Here is a 15794-nt window from a genome sequence, read left to right as displayed (position 1 = left end):
CCGTCGCGTCCAATGATTCTTCAGTTCTGATAGAAGGGGAAAGCGGAACCGGAAAAGAGCTAGTTGCGAGAGCGATTCATACTGAAGGCTCGCGAAAGAATCGGCCTTTTATTGCTATTCACTGCAACGCGATAACAGAAAGCCTTTTAGAAAGTGAGTTATTCGGCCATGTGAAAGGCGCGTTTAGCGGCGCTTCGTCAAATAAAAAGGGGTTATTTCTTGAAGCCGATTCAGGCACATTGTTTCTGGACGAGATCGCAGATGTCAGCTTGACCGTTCAAGCGAAATTACTTCGCGCCATTCAGGAAAAAGAAATCAAACCGGTCGGCAGCAGCCAATCGATCCCGTTTGATGCGCGAATTATCGCAGCTACTAATAAACCTATTCTGCAATTGCTTGAAAAAAAACTTTTTCGGGACGACCTCTATTATCGTCTGGCCGTTGTCACCATATCGGTTCCCGCCTTACGCGATCGAAAAGACGACATACCTTTATTAGCAAACCATTTTTTAAAAAAGTATGCAGGTAAAAACGGCGAGGCACTAAAAAAGTTGTCTGAAGATTATTTGAATGAACTGACAGGGCGTGATTGGCCGGGAAATGTACGCGAGTTGGAAAACATGATCGAAAGATGGGTAATAATGTCGTCCGGCAATAAAATTGACGTTAACAGTACGGCACAAACACTTTCCGGTAATCGTAACGGAACAAACGGTAAGGGAATGCCTTTTTTAAGTCATTTCGAATTTTCAGATGACCAGCAAATTTGGATCGATCATTTTATCAAAAAAAACACATCGCTCAAATTGATATCGGATGCTGTTGCAGGCGAAGTGGAAAAGATCGTAATTTTGAAAGTACTGGGGGAAGTAGGGGATAACAAAGCGGAAGCGGCACGGCGTTTGGGTATCAGCCGCCCGGCATTATATAAAAAGATAAAAGATCATAATATCGAATAAGAAAATATGGTATTCGGCATAGGAACCGACATAGTTGAAATCGAACGAATTAAGAAAAGCCATTTGGAGTACGGCGATAAATTCCTTAAACGGATATTTACACAGGAAGAAATCGACTATTGTTTAAAAAAGGAAAATCCCTATCCTTCACTCGCCGTCCGATTTGCATCTAAAGAGGCTTTGGTAAAAGCCGCCCATCTCGGAAGAAACCACACGCACACATGGACGGACGTTTCGGTCGAGGTTAATCCCGAGGGCATCCCGCATGTATTTCTTTTTAATGAATTAAAAAAGCACCTGCAATCTACCCGCATCCATCTCAGCGTATCGCACTCCCACAGTTATGCAACAGCCGTAGTCATAATCGAAAAATAATTATCTGTTAAGCAGAAAAAATGTAGCTATGCCGAGGTAAATAAAAATGCCGAGCGTATCGTTCGTCATGGTAACAAAAGGACCGGCCGCCAAAGCCGGGTCGATGTTAAATTTTTTCAAAATGAGCGGAAACACCGTTCCGTTAAAAGCGGCAAAAAAGATCACACAGATCAGCGCCGTTCCCACCACGATAGCTATGTGAACGTCTCCTATCCACAAGGCTACGATGCTTCCCAGAACTACTCCCAATATGATGCCGTTTATTCCTGCAACTCGAATTTCCTTGAATATCTGCCGTTGAATGTCCAGGACGCCGATTTCACCTGTTGCTAAACCGCGAATGACTATCGAAGAGCATTGTATTGCGATGTTTCCCGCCATTGCCATGATGATCGGCAGAAAAAAAGCCAGCGCAAGAATCGTTTGGATTGAATTTTCAAAACGGCTGAGAACAAACGCAGCGACCAATTCACCCGCCATCGCGGTCAAAAGCCATGGGAGGCGTGATTTTGATATCCGGAAGCTGGAGGTTTCCGTTACATCTTCATTGACGGATCCCGCCATTTTTGACACGTCTTCAGACGCTTCTTCTTCAATGACGTCAATGATATCATCAATCGTGATACGGCCGACCAACTTACCCGATGGCGTCGTAACCGGAATAGTAACCAGATCGTACTTCTTAAATATTTTGGCAACTTCTTCCTGATCCTGATGCGTCGTCGCAAAAACAAATTCATGATTCATTACTTCGGAAACTAATTTGTCAGGAAAGACCATGAGAAGCGTTTCTGTAGAAAGTACGCCGACCAATTGGTTGTCATGATTCACAACAAAAATATCATAAATCTTTTGAACGTCTTTGGATTTTTCGCGAACTTCTTCTATAGCCTCATGTATGGTATCGGTGACGAAAACGCTGACGAATTCCAACTGCATTAATCCGCCGGCCGAATCCTCGTCATATTTCAGAAGTTCTTTGACTTCCTGCGAGTCTTCGTAGTCGAGTTGGCTCAGAACTTTTTCAGCGGTTTCTTCATCCAATTCCTGCACAATATTTGCCGCATCATCCGACTGCATTTCATCCAACATATCAGAAATCTGTTCCTCATCCAGATTTTCAAGAATGTCTTCACGCGAGGCGTTATCCAGCTCGAGGATAACCTCAGATGCTTTCTCGGTTTCAATGATCTGGAATACGTAATTACGCTCTTCCTCGTCGAGATGATCCAGAATTTCGGAAATGTCCGACGGATGCAAATCACTGAGAATATTTTTAAGCAAATATTCGGCTTTGGAATCCACGAGATCTTTAATATCGTCGATAAATTCCTTGTCGATCTCTATTTTTGATTTTTCACGCATAAAGTGTTTTGATAAAGTAAGTCGGTTAAGCGTATAAACTCGTCAACGGATAACTGCTCCGGGCGCAATTGAAGGTTGAAATCAATTGATCTTTTTCCGACAAAAGCGGATAATGAATTTCGCAGCATTTTCCTGCGCTGATTAAAACTTCTTTTAACAACTTGTTTGAATGTGTCGAAATCACTCACCGGCGGCGGACTGTCCCTAAATGTCAACTGAACAATGGACGACTCAACCTTCGGTCGTGGGAAAAAAGCCGATGGCGGAATATCGAACAGCCTTTTACAAACGGCAAAGTACTGACAAAAAACAGATAAAATGCCATAGTCCTTCGAAGACGGTTCGGACACCAGGCGCAGTGCCACTTCCTTTTGGAGCATGATAGTCGCGGTGTTAATCCGATCCCGCTGATCGATCAGCCTAAAAATGATCGGGCTCGATATATGATAAGGCAGATTGCCGATCACCTTAATTTTATTACCGTGGTCGGGAATTTGATCGAAATCAAATTCAAGAATGTCCGCTTCGAATAATGTGAAATGTTTTTGGTCCTTTAGCTCTTGCTTCAGTGTCGAATAGAGTTGACGGTCAAATTCGACTCCGTAGATATGATGAGCTTGTCTAAGTATCTCTCCGGTCAGAGCGCCTTGGCCGCATCCTATTTCCAACACCGTATCAGCCGGCGATAAGTGAGAGGCGTCAACTATCTTCCGCGAGATATTGGAGTCGATCAAAAAATTCTGACTTAATCGTTTTTTTGGAATATGGTGCAAGTTAACGCCCGCCGGAAATTTTTTTCAAAGTAAAGAATTCCGCAAGTATATTCAAGAGCGAATTAGGGCTGTGCCGGCCGAGATGTTTCCAATCCTAAATTAATCATAAATATTTCTTGCGTTTTCGGGCCGGTAATTTTATATTCGAACGTTCGTTCGAATAATTTAAAATCTACTGCACTATGGAAATAGTTTCTGAATTAGCGGCTGGAAAGCGTCATCAGGGATTTAAACAAATGCTGACGAAGGATCATGCCGGTGAGAGCATTCATTACCACGGGAAATTATATGATATTCTGGACCGTGCAGCCACATTGTTTGCTCAAAACGGTTATCACAACACTTCCATGCGCGATTTGGCTGCGGAACTAAAAACAAGTTTGGCCGGGCTTTACTATTATTTTGAAACGAAGGAGGAACTATTGTTCCTCATTTCGCAGTATTCTTTCGACAGCGTTATTTTGTCATTAAATGAAAAGTTAAATCAATCCGGCGATCCCGTCGAACGCCTCAACCTTTTTGTTCATAATCATCTTCAATACTTTGTAACGCACCTGAGCGCTATGAAAGTTCTGTCACATGAATCGGATTCCTTATCGGGTGAGTATTTTGAATTGATTAATGCAAAGAAAAAAACCTATCTGCAAATCCTTGAGAATATGCTGCTGGACATTGCGCGAACAAAATCGAATCAACCCCACATGCGTTTGAATCAGGAAATTAAGATTTCAGCCTTGTCTTTATTTGGGATGATGAACTGGACTTACACCTGGTTTAATCCTGAAAAGCACAAAAATCAATCGCTGTCCATTCAGAAAATATCCGATCAAATGGTAAACCTCTTTCTTCATGGATTTCTGAAGAACTGACTGCTCAGTTGGGATCAGGGTTGATCAATTCAGGCGCACTTAAAACGTAAAATTGTATTGTTAAATAAAGTGATCTATTTAATCTAAGCAAAGGAGTGTCCATGCTAAAAGCCCAGATATCAACATTCAACGATTGGGTAGACATATTCGCTGAATGGAAGAAAGACATCGGTTACGATGAAAAAACGTTCAAACGATTTCTTCCCAATTACCTTCTGGAGCCTAAATACGAACCCTGCCGGTACAACGAAATCGAGTTCGGCGATTTCCGAGGCGACCGTAAATGGGAACGCGTGCTTGATATTCCCAATCAGGGAATTCGTGATGCCCTCCAACAGTTGATCGTATACCAAGGCGACACTGAATTTGCTTCGGTCGAACAGCAGCGCTATCTTGTTGACCGCGCGCCCAGCGATTACGATCTGTATGCACTCATGCGTATCAATGCCGAAGAAATGCGCCATGGCTGGCAAATGAGCCATATTCTGGTGACGCATTTCGGCGAAGGCGGACGCAAGGAGGCGATGAAATTACTCGAGCGCCGCGCGTATGAACAAAAGCGTCTGCTCGGCTCTTTCAACGAGGTCATGGAAAATTGGCTCGATATGTATACGTATACCGAATTCATCGACCGTGATGGAAAGTTTCAGTTAAAGATGCTCAGCCATTCATCGTTCATGCCACTTGCCATGAGTATGGATCCTATGCTTAAAGAAGAAGCGTTCCATCTCGGGACGGGTAATAACGGACTCAAACGTATTCTGAAAGCCGGAAAGATTCCCGTCGAAATCGTGCAAAAATATTTCAACAAATGGGTTCCGACGGCATATGACTTATTCGGGACGGATGGCTCCTCCAATGCACATTGGGCGTACGTCTGGGGGCTCAAAGGCCGTTATAATGAAAGCGAGACGGACGAAGAGGTGCGCAGAGACCAGCTCAATCAAATGGCGCGCGGGCTGTATCATGCGGAGATATCAAAATTGATCGTTGATATGAATACGTTGATCGGGGAAGATCAGCCAAAGCTGATCGTGCCGGATATTAAATTTAACCGCAAGATCGGAACGTACGCGCATCAAACGTATACTATTGACGGGAAATTACTGACCACCGAACAATACGAGAAATATAAAATGGAAATGTTGCCGACCGATAAAGACCGGGAGATACTGCGCGGCATTTTCAAAGAGAACGACTGGATCGAATTCAAGCCGTTCAAGGGAGATGCGTAGGGCTAAGCTAATTTTGAGGTCATAAAATGTGACCTCAAAATAAATGAATATTTGTGAAATGGGGAGTGAGAGAAAAACCTACAGGGCTGTCTTGGCTTTGTAGGTTTTTTATTTTGACCTCACGCTTCGGCTGGCTCAGGGCAGAACTGACTCCTCATCCTTCGCAGAGTTTCCGGCCCGAGGTAAGCCACGTTTTGGACACAATGTAGAGACGAAGCACATTCCGCGTGTTATATGAAGCGAAGTGCCCTCAAAACAACAAGGCAAATGTTTGTTTTTCAAACCCTTGAAACTAAAACAAATAACATTGATAATCCACTATTCGCAATTGCATTTAGATAGCTTAACGATTCCATAGTTTCCCATTGTAATTTCATGATGACCGGGTTGAGATTTCCCTTTTTTAAAAAACTTCAAAAAACAACCTTCTGATGTATTTAAAATATTGAAAAATGCGCGGTAATGTATGCCATCGCGATCGTATTCCTTGATAATTTGTCCATTATTAAAAATAATTTTGTAATCCTCAGGTTCAATTGTGTAGGGCATATCCATGTTTTTACGAAAAGTACCAAGAGCATCTTGAATGTCATTACCGCATTCTACATTCTTAGATGTTTCATATAAAGAAGATCCTCCAATATTTAAAGAAGGATAAATAAAAAACCAAAAGTATAATCCCGCAATTGTAACTACAGCCGTAATTGTGACAAATATTTCACCAGAATATTCGTTGGCTAATTCTCTTATGCCTCCTTGATGGAGTGCGTATGAAAATCGTGACATATTTTTATTATCTTTTTTCATTTCTCCTCCAAAAGTAATTATTGGACACATATATGGAACATGCTATGAAATAGACAAATAGATATGTAAAACAAAAATACTTGTTTGGAAAGGTCTCGCACGCCGTTTCATATAAAGAGATACTTACTCCGGTTCTGTCCAAGCCGTCTTTCCTGACTTATTAATATACCCAAACCTGACGCCACCCTCCTTGACATTCATCCCCATGCGCGCAAGGCCTCCTTCAGAAAATTCCCCGATATGATCAAATTGCGGCTTGATAACGATCTTTCCTGTTTTATCAATAAAACCAAACTTGCCATCGATCTTCATATAGGCAAGCCCTTCAGAAAAATTTCCCCCGGGAGTATCAAATTGCAGGTTGATAACGACGTTGCCTGTCTGATCAATGTAGCCATGTTTATCACCGATCTTCACAAGCGCAAGTCCTTCAGAAAATACCCAGGCATCGTCAAACTGGGGCGCAATAGCGGTCTTTCCTGTCTTATCAATATAACCATACTTATCACCGATCTTCACAAGCGCAAGCCCCTCGGAAAATTCTCCGATATCTTCATATTGCAGATCGATAACGGTCTTCCCGGTCTTATCAATAAATCCTCCCTTGCCGCCGATCTTGACAATCGCAAGCCCCTCGGAAAAACTCCAGCCGTCATCAAATTGGGGTTTGATAGCTATATTCCCCGTTTTATCAATGTAACCAAACTTGCCGCCGATATTCATGTATGCGAGTTCGTCAGAAAAATTTCCACCGGCAGCATCGAATTGGGGTTCGATCACGGTCTTTCCTGTTTTATCAATATAACCATACTTATCGCCAACCTTCACCAGCGCAAGCCCCTCGGAAAATTTCCCGCCGCCATCGAATTGCGCTTTGATGATGATTTCACCCTTTCCGTTGATATAGCCCCATTTGGTATTTTTCGAAGCCACGCGGCCGTATTGGTTTACTTTTCCTGTATCCAGTTTATCTCCGATCATTACGCCTGCCAGTTCCTCCGAAAACCACTCAAGTTCGGCATTATCAAATTGAGGCTCTATTACTACTTTTCCCGTTTTGTCAATATAGCCCATTTGACCCTTCACCTCGATAGGGTAGAGTCTGTCGTCTTTCTTTGGCCGGCATGCGACGACTAATATCACAGCCAGCAAAACGATGCATACCACAAACGTGGTCACTATTTTTATCTCCATATATTCCTCCTTAAAAATTTACAGGAACCGTTGGAATCTGCAAGCCAACAACCAGACTCCTCGTCAAAACGAAACGAGGGCTCTGTTTAAGTGTCAAAGTAGCTTTATGATGAAATCCGTTTAGGCAGATTTCACAGTAATGAGATTGTTGGTAGGTCATCCATATTCCGGCTTCTCCGTTTTAGATAGAACAAAGGAAGGACAGATAAATATAACCGGCATCTACAAAACTATCAATGAATTTATGTGAAAATAGGCACAAGGATGGAGGAGCGTATCGGAGAAGCCGATGGGAATAAAACATCTGCGAATTCAATTCGGGCATTCTGAACAAAAGCATTTGTATGTGTAGGGCCGATTTACTAAATTTATGACAGTTATTAAATCAGAAAGCAGTTGGTATGCAAATTTTCAAACGTATTACTTTTGATTCCCAGGTCATGGGCGGCCAGGCATGCATTCGCGGAATTAGGATCCCTGTATCGCTTATCATTAATCTGATAGCCAACGGTATGTCCACGGAGGCTATTCTGAAAGAGTATCCTGATCTCGAAGCAGAGGATATCAAAGAGTGTTTGCACTATGCGGCTTGGCTTACCAAAGAAGAACTCCATTCCGCGGCTGAGGTTTAGAGTGAAATTTCTTGCCGATATGGGAATATCCCAGACCACCATTCGATGGCTAAAGGATACTGGTTATGACGCCATTCATTTGAGAGAACTGAATCTGCATAAATTACCGGATTCAAAAATAGTTGAAAAAATCAAGAAACGAAGGAAGAATAATACTCACTTTCGATTTGGATTTTGGCGCGTTAATGTCCGCCTCACAGGAAACTTTGCCAAGCGTCATTATTTTCAGACTGGAAGATGAAACGCCAACCAATATCAACAACAAATTAAATACCATTTTAAAAGACCTTACCGCCGCTCTTGATCGTGGCGCTATCATAAGTGTTGAAGAAAAAAGACATCGCATTCGCTTCTTACCTGTTTAGATTTTTTTCTTATATCGTTCTATTTTGAAAAATAAAAAACCCGAGCGGTTAACTCGGGTTAAAGTGCCGAAGGTGGGACTTGAACCCACACAGGATTTGAGTCCTACTGGATTTTGAGTCCAGCGCGTCTGCCAATTCCACCACTTCGGCGTATTCAATCGTGGCTTAATTTATAATATTTGAATTTAATTGCAATAATTTTCTTCAGCATGTTCCATTACCCATTACATACCGATTCGCCGACCGTCAGAGAAAACCTCGACCGTATATCGGAGCAGATCATACAGGCGATATGGTTTCACCTGTTCCTCAAAATGGACGAATTAAAGACCACGGACAAGAAACAGGTGCGGATACTCGATCGAGGAATATGGAATAAGGACGCAGGGCCGGATTTTATACAGGCCAAGATCAGGATCGGTAATGAAGTTCTCACGGGCGATGTTGAATTGCACTGGAAGACATCCGATTGGGATCATCACCGCCATTCGGAGAATGTCTCATACAAAAAAGTCATTCTGCACGTGGTCTTTGTTGACGACACGAAAGATAAACGCATGCCGACGCTGGCGATTGGGCAATATCTGAACGATAGCCTGACAGCTGTGATTCAAAAAATTCAATCCATTCAGGACGATCGGAAGAATATTTTCTGTTATGACACCGTTCCAACCCTCGAAGCCGGTTTTCTGCATCAATGGATACTGGAAAACGGACGCCAGCGGTTTGAGGCGAAATGCAATAAATTTGAAGAACAGTTCGTCCGTCAGAAAACCGATCTAAACGAATTGCTCTATCAGGGCATAATGGATGCACTCGGATTTTCAAAGAACCGCGAGCCTTTCCAAAGATTAGCCCAAAAAGTACCCTATCAAACGCTGATGAATTCGATCGCAAGCGACGAAGAGGCTACGGCATTGATGCGTATTCAGGCTATTTTTTTGGGAGCAGGCGGCCTTTTAACAGAGGTGAAATCGCTTCAAGTTGTGCCGTTTGTTCAGCGTCTGGAAAATCTGTGGTCGGAATTTCAATTGCAGCATAAGGTCGAACCGATGTCTTCGACCGAATGGAAATTTTTCAGGCTCCGGCCGGATAATTTCCCGACCCTGCGCCTAGCCGGTTTTTCAAAGCTTCTGGTTCAAAACCGCAATCGGCCGTTATTGAAAACTTTTATTCTGACATTTGAAAAGTCGTCCTCTAATGCTTTTGAGGATTGCATATCGTTCCTTACGGTGAATTCATTCGGACACTGGAGCGAACATTATCTGCTGGAAGACGGGGGAAAACGAAAACAAGGGGACCTGATAGGAAGGCAGCGGGCTTTTGAGATATGGGTGAACGCCGTCTTACCCGTCGTGGCTTTGCATGCGAAGTTCAGCAGTAAAAAAACTCTTCATGGAAAAGTTTTACAGTTATACAATACTTCGACAAGCCTTGAGAGGAATTCGATCCTGTCGTATATGAAAAAACAGTTAAGGCTGGATGTGGTAAACCGCCTAACGGTTCAATTCGCGCAAGGGTTGATCCATTTACACAAACGTTGCAGTGCGTATGCCTGCGCCGATTGCCCGGTTTTAACGCGCGTTTGGACAGAAGAGCGTCATGATCTCATGCGATTAGAAAATGAGGAGCGTTATAAAAACGAATAAAACCGATTCCATATTTGCATGATCTTATCGGGGAAACGGTGAATTGGTTGTGTGGATTAAGCAGGAGACGAAAAACTGATCATGGTTGAGAGTAGATCCACCGGTCGAGAAGAATTTTCTTGATATAATTATTCGTTTCAAAAAGTTCCACGATCTCCGGAAATTCTTCCGGTTCATCAGGATTATAAAACCTCATCCAAAAATCCGCTCTGTGTGGTCCGGCGTTATACGCTCCCAGGATCGCAGGAATAAAGTTTTTATATTCCATGGCCTGCTGGTGAAGATAATAGGTTCCCAGAAGAATACTCTTTTCCGGTTGCTGCAGATCCATCATTTCAAAATGATCTAAGTTCAATTCCCGCGCCAGTGTATTACCGGTGAATGGCATGATCTGCATCAGTCCGATGGCTCTTGCCTTGGAGATGCTGTAGGTTTTGAATGCGCTCTCGTTCTTGATCAAGGCGAAAACAAACGCCTCGTCCAATCCATACTTTTGGGCGTATTGCCGCACGTAGGATTGATAATAACGCGGATAAAATAGTTTTGCCGATTCTTCTTCGGATTTAAAAAACGACTTAAATTTTTTCTTCATCGCAACGTTAGTTTCAACCGCCAGATCATAGGCTTCAAGAAATTCCAGATAATTTCTGAAGAGAACAGCGGACTCAATCGACTCAAGATATTTTTTCCGCAGAGGATAAAGTTCCATCTGCGCATACTTTGGTTCCAGAATTTCTTTGCCTATCCACGCTTTGATAAATTCTTTTTCAAGAGACTGCAACGAGCGGTCATTAAAATAGAATCGCCCGTTATCCTGCTCGATTCTAAAATACAGTTTCTTGATCATGTCGAAATTGAACAACGACGATTTTTCATCCTGCCCAACCGATGAATTAACATAAAAAAAACTATCATCAGGGTGCTTAGGGTTATTCCGGCGGAGATAATGACTCAACATACCGTAATAATTTCGCGGTTGATCACTCGCCAGTCTTTCATAAATTGCATTGGCTTTTTGCAGTTCCTTCTTTTTTTCATACGCCTTTGCTGTCCAGAATTGACATTTGGGCTTTAAAAAGTCTACTGCATTTTGAATTTCTGCAAGCAGTACGATGCAAGAGTCATATTCGGATAATTTATATAAATTAAATGCCGTTCGAAAAGCGGCTGTGTAGCCATAGATAGCAGATAATGGAGTCTTCAGGCGAACTTCAGCGTAGTAAAGATTAGCCTGTCGGAGGCTTGCGCTGTCACCCATGGCAGAAAAGTTATTGGCGATCTCATAAGTAATATAGTTCTTCCAAGCAGATGTTAAGAACGCTTTGTCGCGATAGTCACGATAAGCGGACGTGGAGAGCGCGAGATCGCCCTGATATCTTGCGGCTTTGCCCAAATTAAATAAGGATTCTTTATGCTGGTATTTTTTCCAGAGGTATTGATAACGGGGGATCGCCGCGTTATACAAACCTTGGGCGAAATAAATTCGCGCGATGTTATATTCAATTTCAGTCTGATCATGTGGCAGCGTAAAGCGGGCTTTGTTTTCGGCCAGTTCATTCAAAGCCATTTGATAATATCCTTGTAGAATGAGGACGTTATTACCATCAATGAATTGATCTATTGTCGCAGGTGTATTTTGTTGCCTGCGAATCGATTCGCTTAAAATTTTGGCCTTATAGGCTTCGTCGGTATAACGAAAATCTTCCTGAATTTTACGAAATATCTCCAAGGCGCCGTTGAAATTATTTTTTTGAACATAACTATTCCCTCGTAAAAGGAGAATACGGCTTTGGTATACATTTCTCATAACCGGGTCGTCTTTTAGAATACCGGCGGCTTGATTAATATACACATCGGCTGCATCAGGCTGATTTTGACTAAATAAGAGGCCGGCAAGATTAAGGCAGGTTTCAATATAAAAAACCGTATTGGGGAATTTCTGTAACAGCTTTTTAAAATGAGTGATCGCTTCAGCTACGCTATCCTGCTTTGAAAAGATTTGTGCCAATTGAAACAAGGCGTAATCACCCATGAGCGGATCTGCCGAGGCTTTCAGTAAATGAACCGACGCGGAATCAAATTTGTGGGTGGCCTTATACGAATAACCAAGTTTAAAGCTAAACAAGAAATCGTTGGAAATTCTCGGTTCTAATTCTCTGGCAAAGTTAAAATTATAAATAGCATGGCGATAATCGCGTTGTTTATAAAATTGATCTGCGCGGGTCATATAGCTACTATACGGCCGTTCTGATGGATGATCAAGAAGATAAGTGAATGATTCAATGCCTAATGCAGTCTGTGCAAGAAGGGGAGGCCAGACCGACACGCACAAAAAGTACATAAGCCACAGTATCTGACACGGCTTAAAATACGAAAAAATAGTCATATACTTTTCACTTTAACTGATGAAACTGCCAAAAAAATTATAATCAATTGAACGGGTATTATCAAATAGTAATTTGCTGATGGCCATGGGGTTGAGTTTTCTAACAAAATGCATTTTTTCACTCTGCGTTCACTCAATATCATGATTGCTTCAGCAATTTTCCGTTTTGGAATTAAGGTTGAAAATGAACTCTAAATATGATATTATTGGGCGTTGATAATCGGAGAAGTGAATGAAAACCATCCTGTCGAATATTGCTGAATTTTGTTACAAGCACGCCCGCTTTGTTATACCTGCGGTCGCAGTACTGACAACCGTTTCGATTTATTATATGCTTCAGATCAAAATTAGCACTAACAATTTTGACCTGCTGCCTCAGAATTCAAAACTGATCAAGGAATTTTGGGAAGTGAACGAAGATTTCGGCGCTCAGGATCGTCATATTACGTTAATTGAAACCCCGGATTCTCTGCCTGCGGATGCCGACCTGTTAAAATCTTTTGCCGGAAAATTAGATGAAGCCCTCATGGGAACAGGCATGGTGGTGAGTTGCAATTATTCAATCACAGACAATCAAAAAACGTTCATAGAAGAGTTTTTTATTAAGAACGGCCTTCTCTATCTCTCTTCTGCCGATCTGGATTCAGTATTGAAAAGGTTTGATGACGCCGAGATCGAAAGACTCATACTCAATTGCAAAAATATATTGAATGCGCCCGTACCGCCCGACCCGTTACTTAAAAAAATTCTGCGCGAAGATCCGCTGCTGATTTCAGAAATGTTTTTGCCGTACGTGGAAAAAATGCTTGGCCGGCAAAATGCTTCGTTATTGAAAGATAAAGAAAGTTACTATTTGTCCAAGGATAAAAAAACCCTGCTTTTTTTTGTAAAACCGACGGGTGCATCCAACGACACAAAGTTCTGCGAGGCGTTTGTTGACCGTAACGACATCATTTGCGATTCCCTTCTTGCATCGCTTGGCGAAGAGAGGGATGAGATCAAAATTTCATTTGGCGGCAATTATGTTTCGGCTTTGTCGAATGCACGCGCGGTAAAACAAGGCCTGATAGACAGTTCATTCATTGTCATTATATTGATCTTGGTACTGTTCTATTTGTTCTATGGCAATCTTCGAGCATTATTTTTTATAATGGCGCCAATCATGGCAGGCGTATCATGGGTGTTTTGTGTAGGCGATTTGATGTTCGAAAAATTTAATATCATTACCGCCGCTGCGGGTGCGATGCTGCTTGGATTAGGAGTCGATTATTCGATTCACATTTACAACCGCTTTATTGAGCAGGAGAGGCATTCCAGGCACAATACGATTCTGCAAAACTTGATAATCACTTTCGGCGAGACTGGAACCAGTGTGTTCTATGGCGTGGTAAGCACCGCATTTGTTTTTGCAGTCCTTATGATAACCAAGTTTAGGGGATTATATGAACTCGGTTTTATCGGGGGTGTCGGTATTCTGATTCTTTTTATGGCTGTTCTGATAATAATGCCGGCCGAAATCAAGCTACGTGATCGGAAACCACATCTTAGAGGAAATTATTTACAGCTGCTGCTGAGCAAGTTGTTAGGTCTTCTGTCAAGGTTTGTACTACGCCATCCTAAATACATTACGACCGGGAGTATTGTAATCACAACCTTCATGGTAGCGGTTCTCTTCGGCGCGATTCCGAGCCGTGACAAAGGCATTGGCGTGACGTTTGATGAGAACATAGAGAACATCCGAAGTAAGAACGACGTGGATGTGAAGATGATCAAACGTCTACAGGAAAAGTTCGGCAGTCATTTTAAGCCGATCAGCGTGGTTTGTTCTGCAACCACAGACGAGGCCCTGATACAAAAACTTCACCTGCTGAATGATAAAATGGACAGGTTGGAAACCGAAGGAGTAGTAAAAGAATATAATTCACTCTTACGGTATCTTCCGTCCGTCGAGCATCAAAGAGTAAATCTCGACAAGATCGGCAGTCTGGACGTTGAAAGTATTTTATTTAAGATTCGGCTGGAAATGACCAAGCAGGGGCTTCGAATGAACTATTTTCGATTAGAGCGGCTTCGTAGGATGCTCACCGTGAGCGAGCCGATTACCATCCATAGTTTTCAAAATGAAGGCTTTGGCGATATCATGCAGCATTATTACGTTGAAAAGAACGGACTAAAAAAAGTAGTTACGCAGGTAGAATTGACCGGGCCAACGCATGATATTAACATAGTCAATAATTTCATAAAAGACGTGGAAACCGATCCAAAATTAGCGGATCAAAATATAATCATAACAGGAATCCGTGTGGTCACAGCGGAATTCCTAACTTTGGTAAAAAAAGATTTTGTGGTGGCATTGATCGCGTCGCTCATTGCGGTCTTGGTTCTTGTTGTTATCAAGTACTGGAATCTGCGGGCCGTGATAGTGTGTATGGTGCCGCTGACCTTTTCCATCTTGGCGATTATGGGCGTGATGCGACTCCTGGGCATTAAGATCAATTTTGTGAATATGATTTCACTTCCTTTATTGATAGGCTCCGGTGTCGATTACGGCATTTATATTATTTCAAGATATCTTGAAGATCAGCGTCACGATGTATTTGCTGCGATTCATGAAACAGGGCAATCCATGTTTCTCTCGGCGCTCACCACGGTCATGGGATTTGGTTCATTGATATTTGTTGACAATCAAGGATTGTCCAGCCTGGGTTATATGTGCAGCATTGGAATAATTATATGTTCTATGTCATCGGTAATTATTCTACCCGCCATGCTGCGATTGTGGGGGAAACGAATATGGAAACCCGATTCGAGTGTGAACGTCGCCGATCGCCTGACACAAAATATTAAAAAGCCTATAACGCAAAAAAAGTAAATATGAATAATTACATGAAATGGATTAAAAACGTGTTGTTCAATTCAAGTGGTGCGGCTGTTATAACCGTTGCAGCTTTCCTGCACTTCAACTGCACTCCGCAGCCCGTTTATCGCTCGATCAAGAGGGCGGGTGACGGGGCAACTTCTGGATTAAGTAAACCCGGATGGTTTCGAGCGGACAGTTCGGATATCGGAACAAAAAATACAGGCCAGCAAGCTGCCGTCACCGGATCAGCCGCGGCGATGATTTATACTGGCGGGGCATTAACGAAAGATAAGCAAGATGCAATGATGGCCGAGATAAAATCGTG

General features: G+C 42.5%; 13 protein-coding genes, 1 tRNA gene and 1 pseudogene. 9 read left to right on the top strand and 6 right to left on the bottom strand.

The genetic code is table 11. The features are described from left to right. Both F9K33_15645 and acpS read left to right on the top strand, forming a co-directional pair. A partial coding sequence (locus tag F9K33_15645) for a sigma-54-dependent Fis family transcriptional regulator (protein ID KAB2877759.1) occupies positions 1–959 on the top strand: 959 nt, incomplete at its 5' end. Between the two features lie 6 nt (positions 960–965). Further along, the gene (gene acpS / locus F9K33_15640; GenBank protein ID KAB2877758.1) at positions 966–1334 is read left to right on the top strand and encodes a holo-[acyl-carrier-protein] synthase; all 369 of its coding nucleotides are present in this window, start codon (positions 966–968) and stop codon (positions 1332–1334) included. Here the strand turns inward: acpS and mgtE are convergent, their stop codons facing one another. Together mgtE and rsmA are read right to left on the bottom strand one after the other, a co-directional pair. Beyond that, complete coding sequence (gene mgtE / locus F9K33_15635) at positions 1335–2699, bottom strand: magnesium transporter (GenBank protein ID KAB2877757.1); 1365 nt, start codon at positions 2697–2699, stop codon at positions 1335–1337. After that, positions 2678–3472, bottom strand: coding sequence for a ribosomal RNA small subunit methyltransferase A (rsmA, locus tag F9K33_15630; GenBank protein ID KAB2877756.1), 795 nt, complete (start codon positions 3470–3472; stop codon positions 2678–2680). The genes mgtE and rsmA overlap by 22 nt, the downstream gene beginning before the upstream one ends. A 182-nt stretch (positions 3473–3654) precedes the next feature. On the opposite strand from rsmA, the gene F9K33_15625 reads away from it, so the two are divergent. Both F9K33_15625 and F9K33_15620 read left to right on the top strand, forming a co-directional pair. Next, positions 3655–4341, top strand: coding sequence for a TetR/AcrR family transcriptional regulator (locus F9K33_15625; protein ID KAB2877755.1), 687 nt, complete (start codon positions 3655–3657; stop codon positions 4339–4341). A gap of 101 nt (positions 4342–4442) precedes the next feature. Further along, positions 4443–5576, top strand: coding sequence for a hypothetical protein (locus F9K33_15620; GenBank protein KAB2877754.1), 1134 nt, complete (start codon positions 4443–4445; stop codon positions 5574–5576). A 318-nt stretch (positions 5577–5894) separates the two neighbouring features. Here the strand turns inward: F9K33_15620 and F9K33_15615 are convergent, their stop codons facing one another. After that, a complete protein-coding gene (locus tag F9K33_15615; protein KAB2877753.1) occupies positions 5895–6383 on the bottom strand; it encodes a hypothetical protein in 489 nt (162 codons plus the stop codon). A 123-nt stretch (positions 6384–6506) separates the two neighbouring features. Further along, positions 6507–7577 (bottom strand): WG repeat-containing protein, encoded by a 1071-nt coding sequence (locus F9K33_15610; protein KAB2877752.1) that lies wholly within the window; start codon positions 7575–7577, stop codon positions 6507–6509. Between the two features lie 401 nt (positions 7578–7978). On the opposite strand from F9K33_15610, the gene F9K33_15605 reads away from it, so the two are divergent. After that, positions 7979–8209: a DUF433 domain-containing protein gene (locus F9K33_15605; protein ID KAB2877751.1), complete on the top strand. Its 231-nt coding sequence runs from the start codon at positions 7979–7981 to the stop codon at positions 8207–8209. A gap of 1 nt (position 8210) precedes the next feature. Beyond that, positions 8211–8574 (top strand): annotated as a pseudogene (locus F9K33_15600) (hypothetical protein). 64 nt (positions 8575–8638) lie between these two features. Here F9K33_15600 and F9K33_15595 read toward each other — a convergent pair. Further along, positions 8639–8724 (bottom strand) — tRNA-Leu (locus tag F9K33_15595). Between the two features lie 59 nt (positions 8725–8783). Between F9K33_15595 and F9K33_15590 the strand changes: the two genes are divergently transcribed. Next, positions 8784–10223 carry a DUF2851 family protein gene (locus F9K33_15590; protein KAB2877750.1) on the top strand — a complete coding sequence of 480 codons (1440 nt, stop codon included), beginning with the start codon at positions 8784–8786 and terminating at the stop codon, positions 10221–10223. A 79-nt stretch (positions 10224–10302) separates the two neighbouring features. On the opposite strand, the gene F9K33_15585 is transcribed toward F9K33_15590, so the two are convergent. After that, complete coding sequence (locus tag F9K33_15585; GenBank protein ID KAB2877749.1) at positions 10303–12609, bottom strand: transglycosylase SLT domain-containing protein; 2307 nt, start codon at positions 12607–12609, stop codon at positions 10303–10305. Positions 12610–12841: 232 nt separating this feature from the next. Here F9K33_15585 and F9K33_15580 point away from each other — a divergent pair, with 232 nt between their 5' ends. Continuing rightward, complete coding sequence (locus F9K33_15580; GenBank protein ID KAB2877748.1) at positions 12842–15481, top strand: MMPL family transporter; 2640 nt, start codon at positions 12842–12844, stop codon at positions 15479–15481. 14 nt (positions 15482–15495) lie between these two features. Next, positions 15496–15794, top strand: a 299-nt coding sequence (locus F9K33_15575; GenBank protein ID KAB2877747.1) for a hypothetical protein, incomplete at its 3' end; no start/stop codon positions are given.

The organism is bacterium (genome assembly GCA_008933615.1).
Lineage (GTDB): Bacteria > CLD3 > CLD3 > SB21 > SB21 > SB21.
The sequence above is the reverse complement of the archived record's forward strand: the minus strand, read 5'-3'. Positions and strand labels throughout refer to the sequence as shown.

Bases quoted from the DNA above. Each gene is read 5' to 3' on its own strand.
- F9K33_15625 (KAB2877755.1), top strand. From the start codon at position 3,655: ATGGAAATAGTTTCTGAATTAGCGGCTGGAAAGCGTCATCAGGGATTT.
- acpS (KAB2877758.1), top strand. From the start codon at position 966: ATGGTATTCGGCATAGGAACCGACATAGTTGAAATCGAACGAATTAAG.
- F9K33_15620 (KAB2877754.1), top strand. From the start codon at position 4,443: ATGCTAAAAGCCCAGATATCAACATTCAACGATTGGGTAGACATATTC.
- F9K33_15590 (KAB2877750.1), top strand. From the start codon at position 8,784: ATGTTCCATTACCCATTACATACCGATTCGCCGACCGTCAGAGAAAAC.
- mgtE (KAB2877757.1), bottom strand. From the start codon at position 2,699: ATGCGTGAAAAATCAAAAATAGAGATCGACAAGGAATTTATCGACGAT.
- F9K33_15615 (KAB2877753.1), bottom strand. From the start codon at position 6,383: ATGAAAAAAGATAATAAAAATATGTCACGATTTTCATACGCACTCCAT.
- F9K33_15580 (KAB2877748.1), top strand. From the start codon at position 12,842: ATGAAAACCATCCTGTCGAATATTGCTGAATTTTGTTACAAGCACGCC.
- F9K33_15585 (KAB2877749.1), bottom strand. From the start codon at position 12,609: ATGACTATTTTTTCGTATTTTAAGCCGTGTCAGATACTGTGGCTTATG.
- F9K33_15605 (KAB2877751.1), top strand. From the start codon at position 7,979: ATGCAAATTTTCAAACGTATTACTTTTGATTCCCAGGTCATGGGCGGC.
- F9K33_15610 (KAB2877752.1), bottom strand. From the start codon at position 7,577: ATGGAGATAAAAATAGTGACCACGTTTGTGGTATGCATCGTTTTGCTG.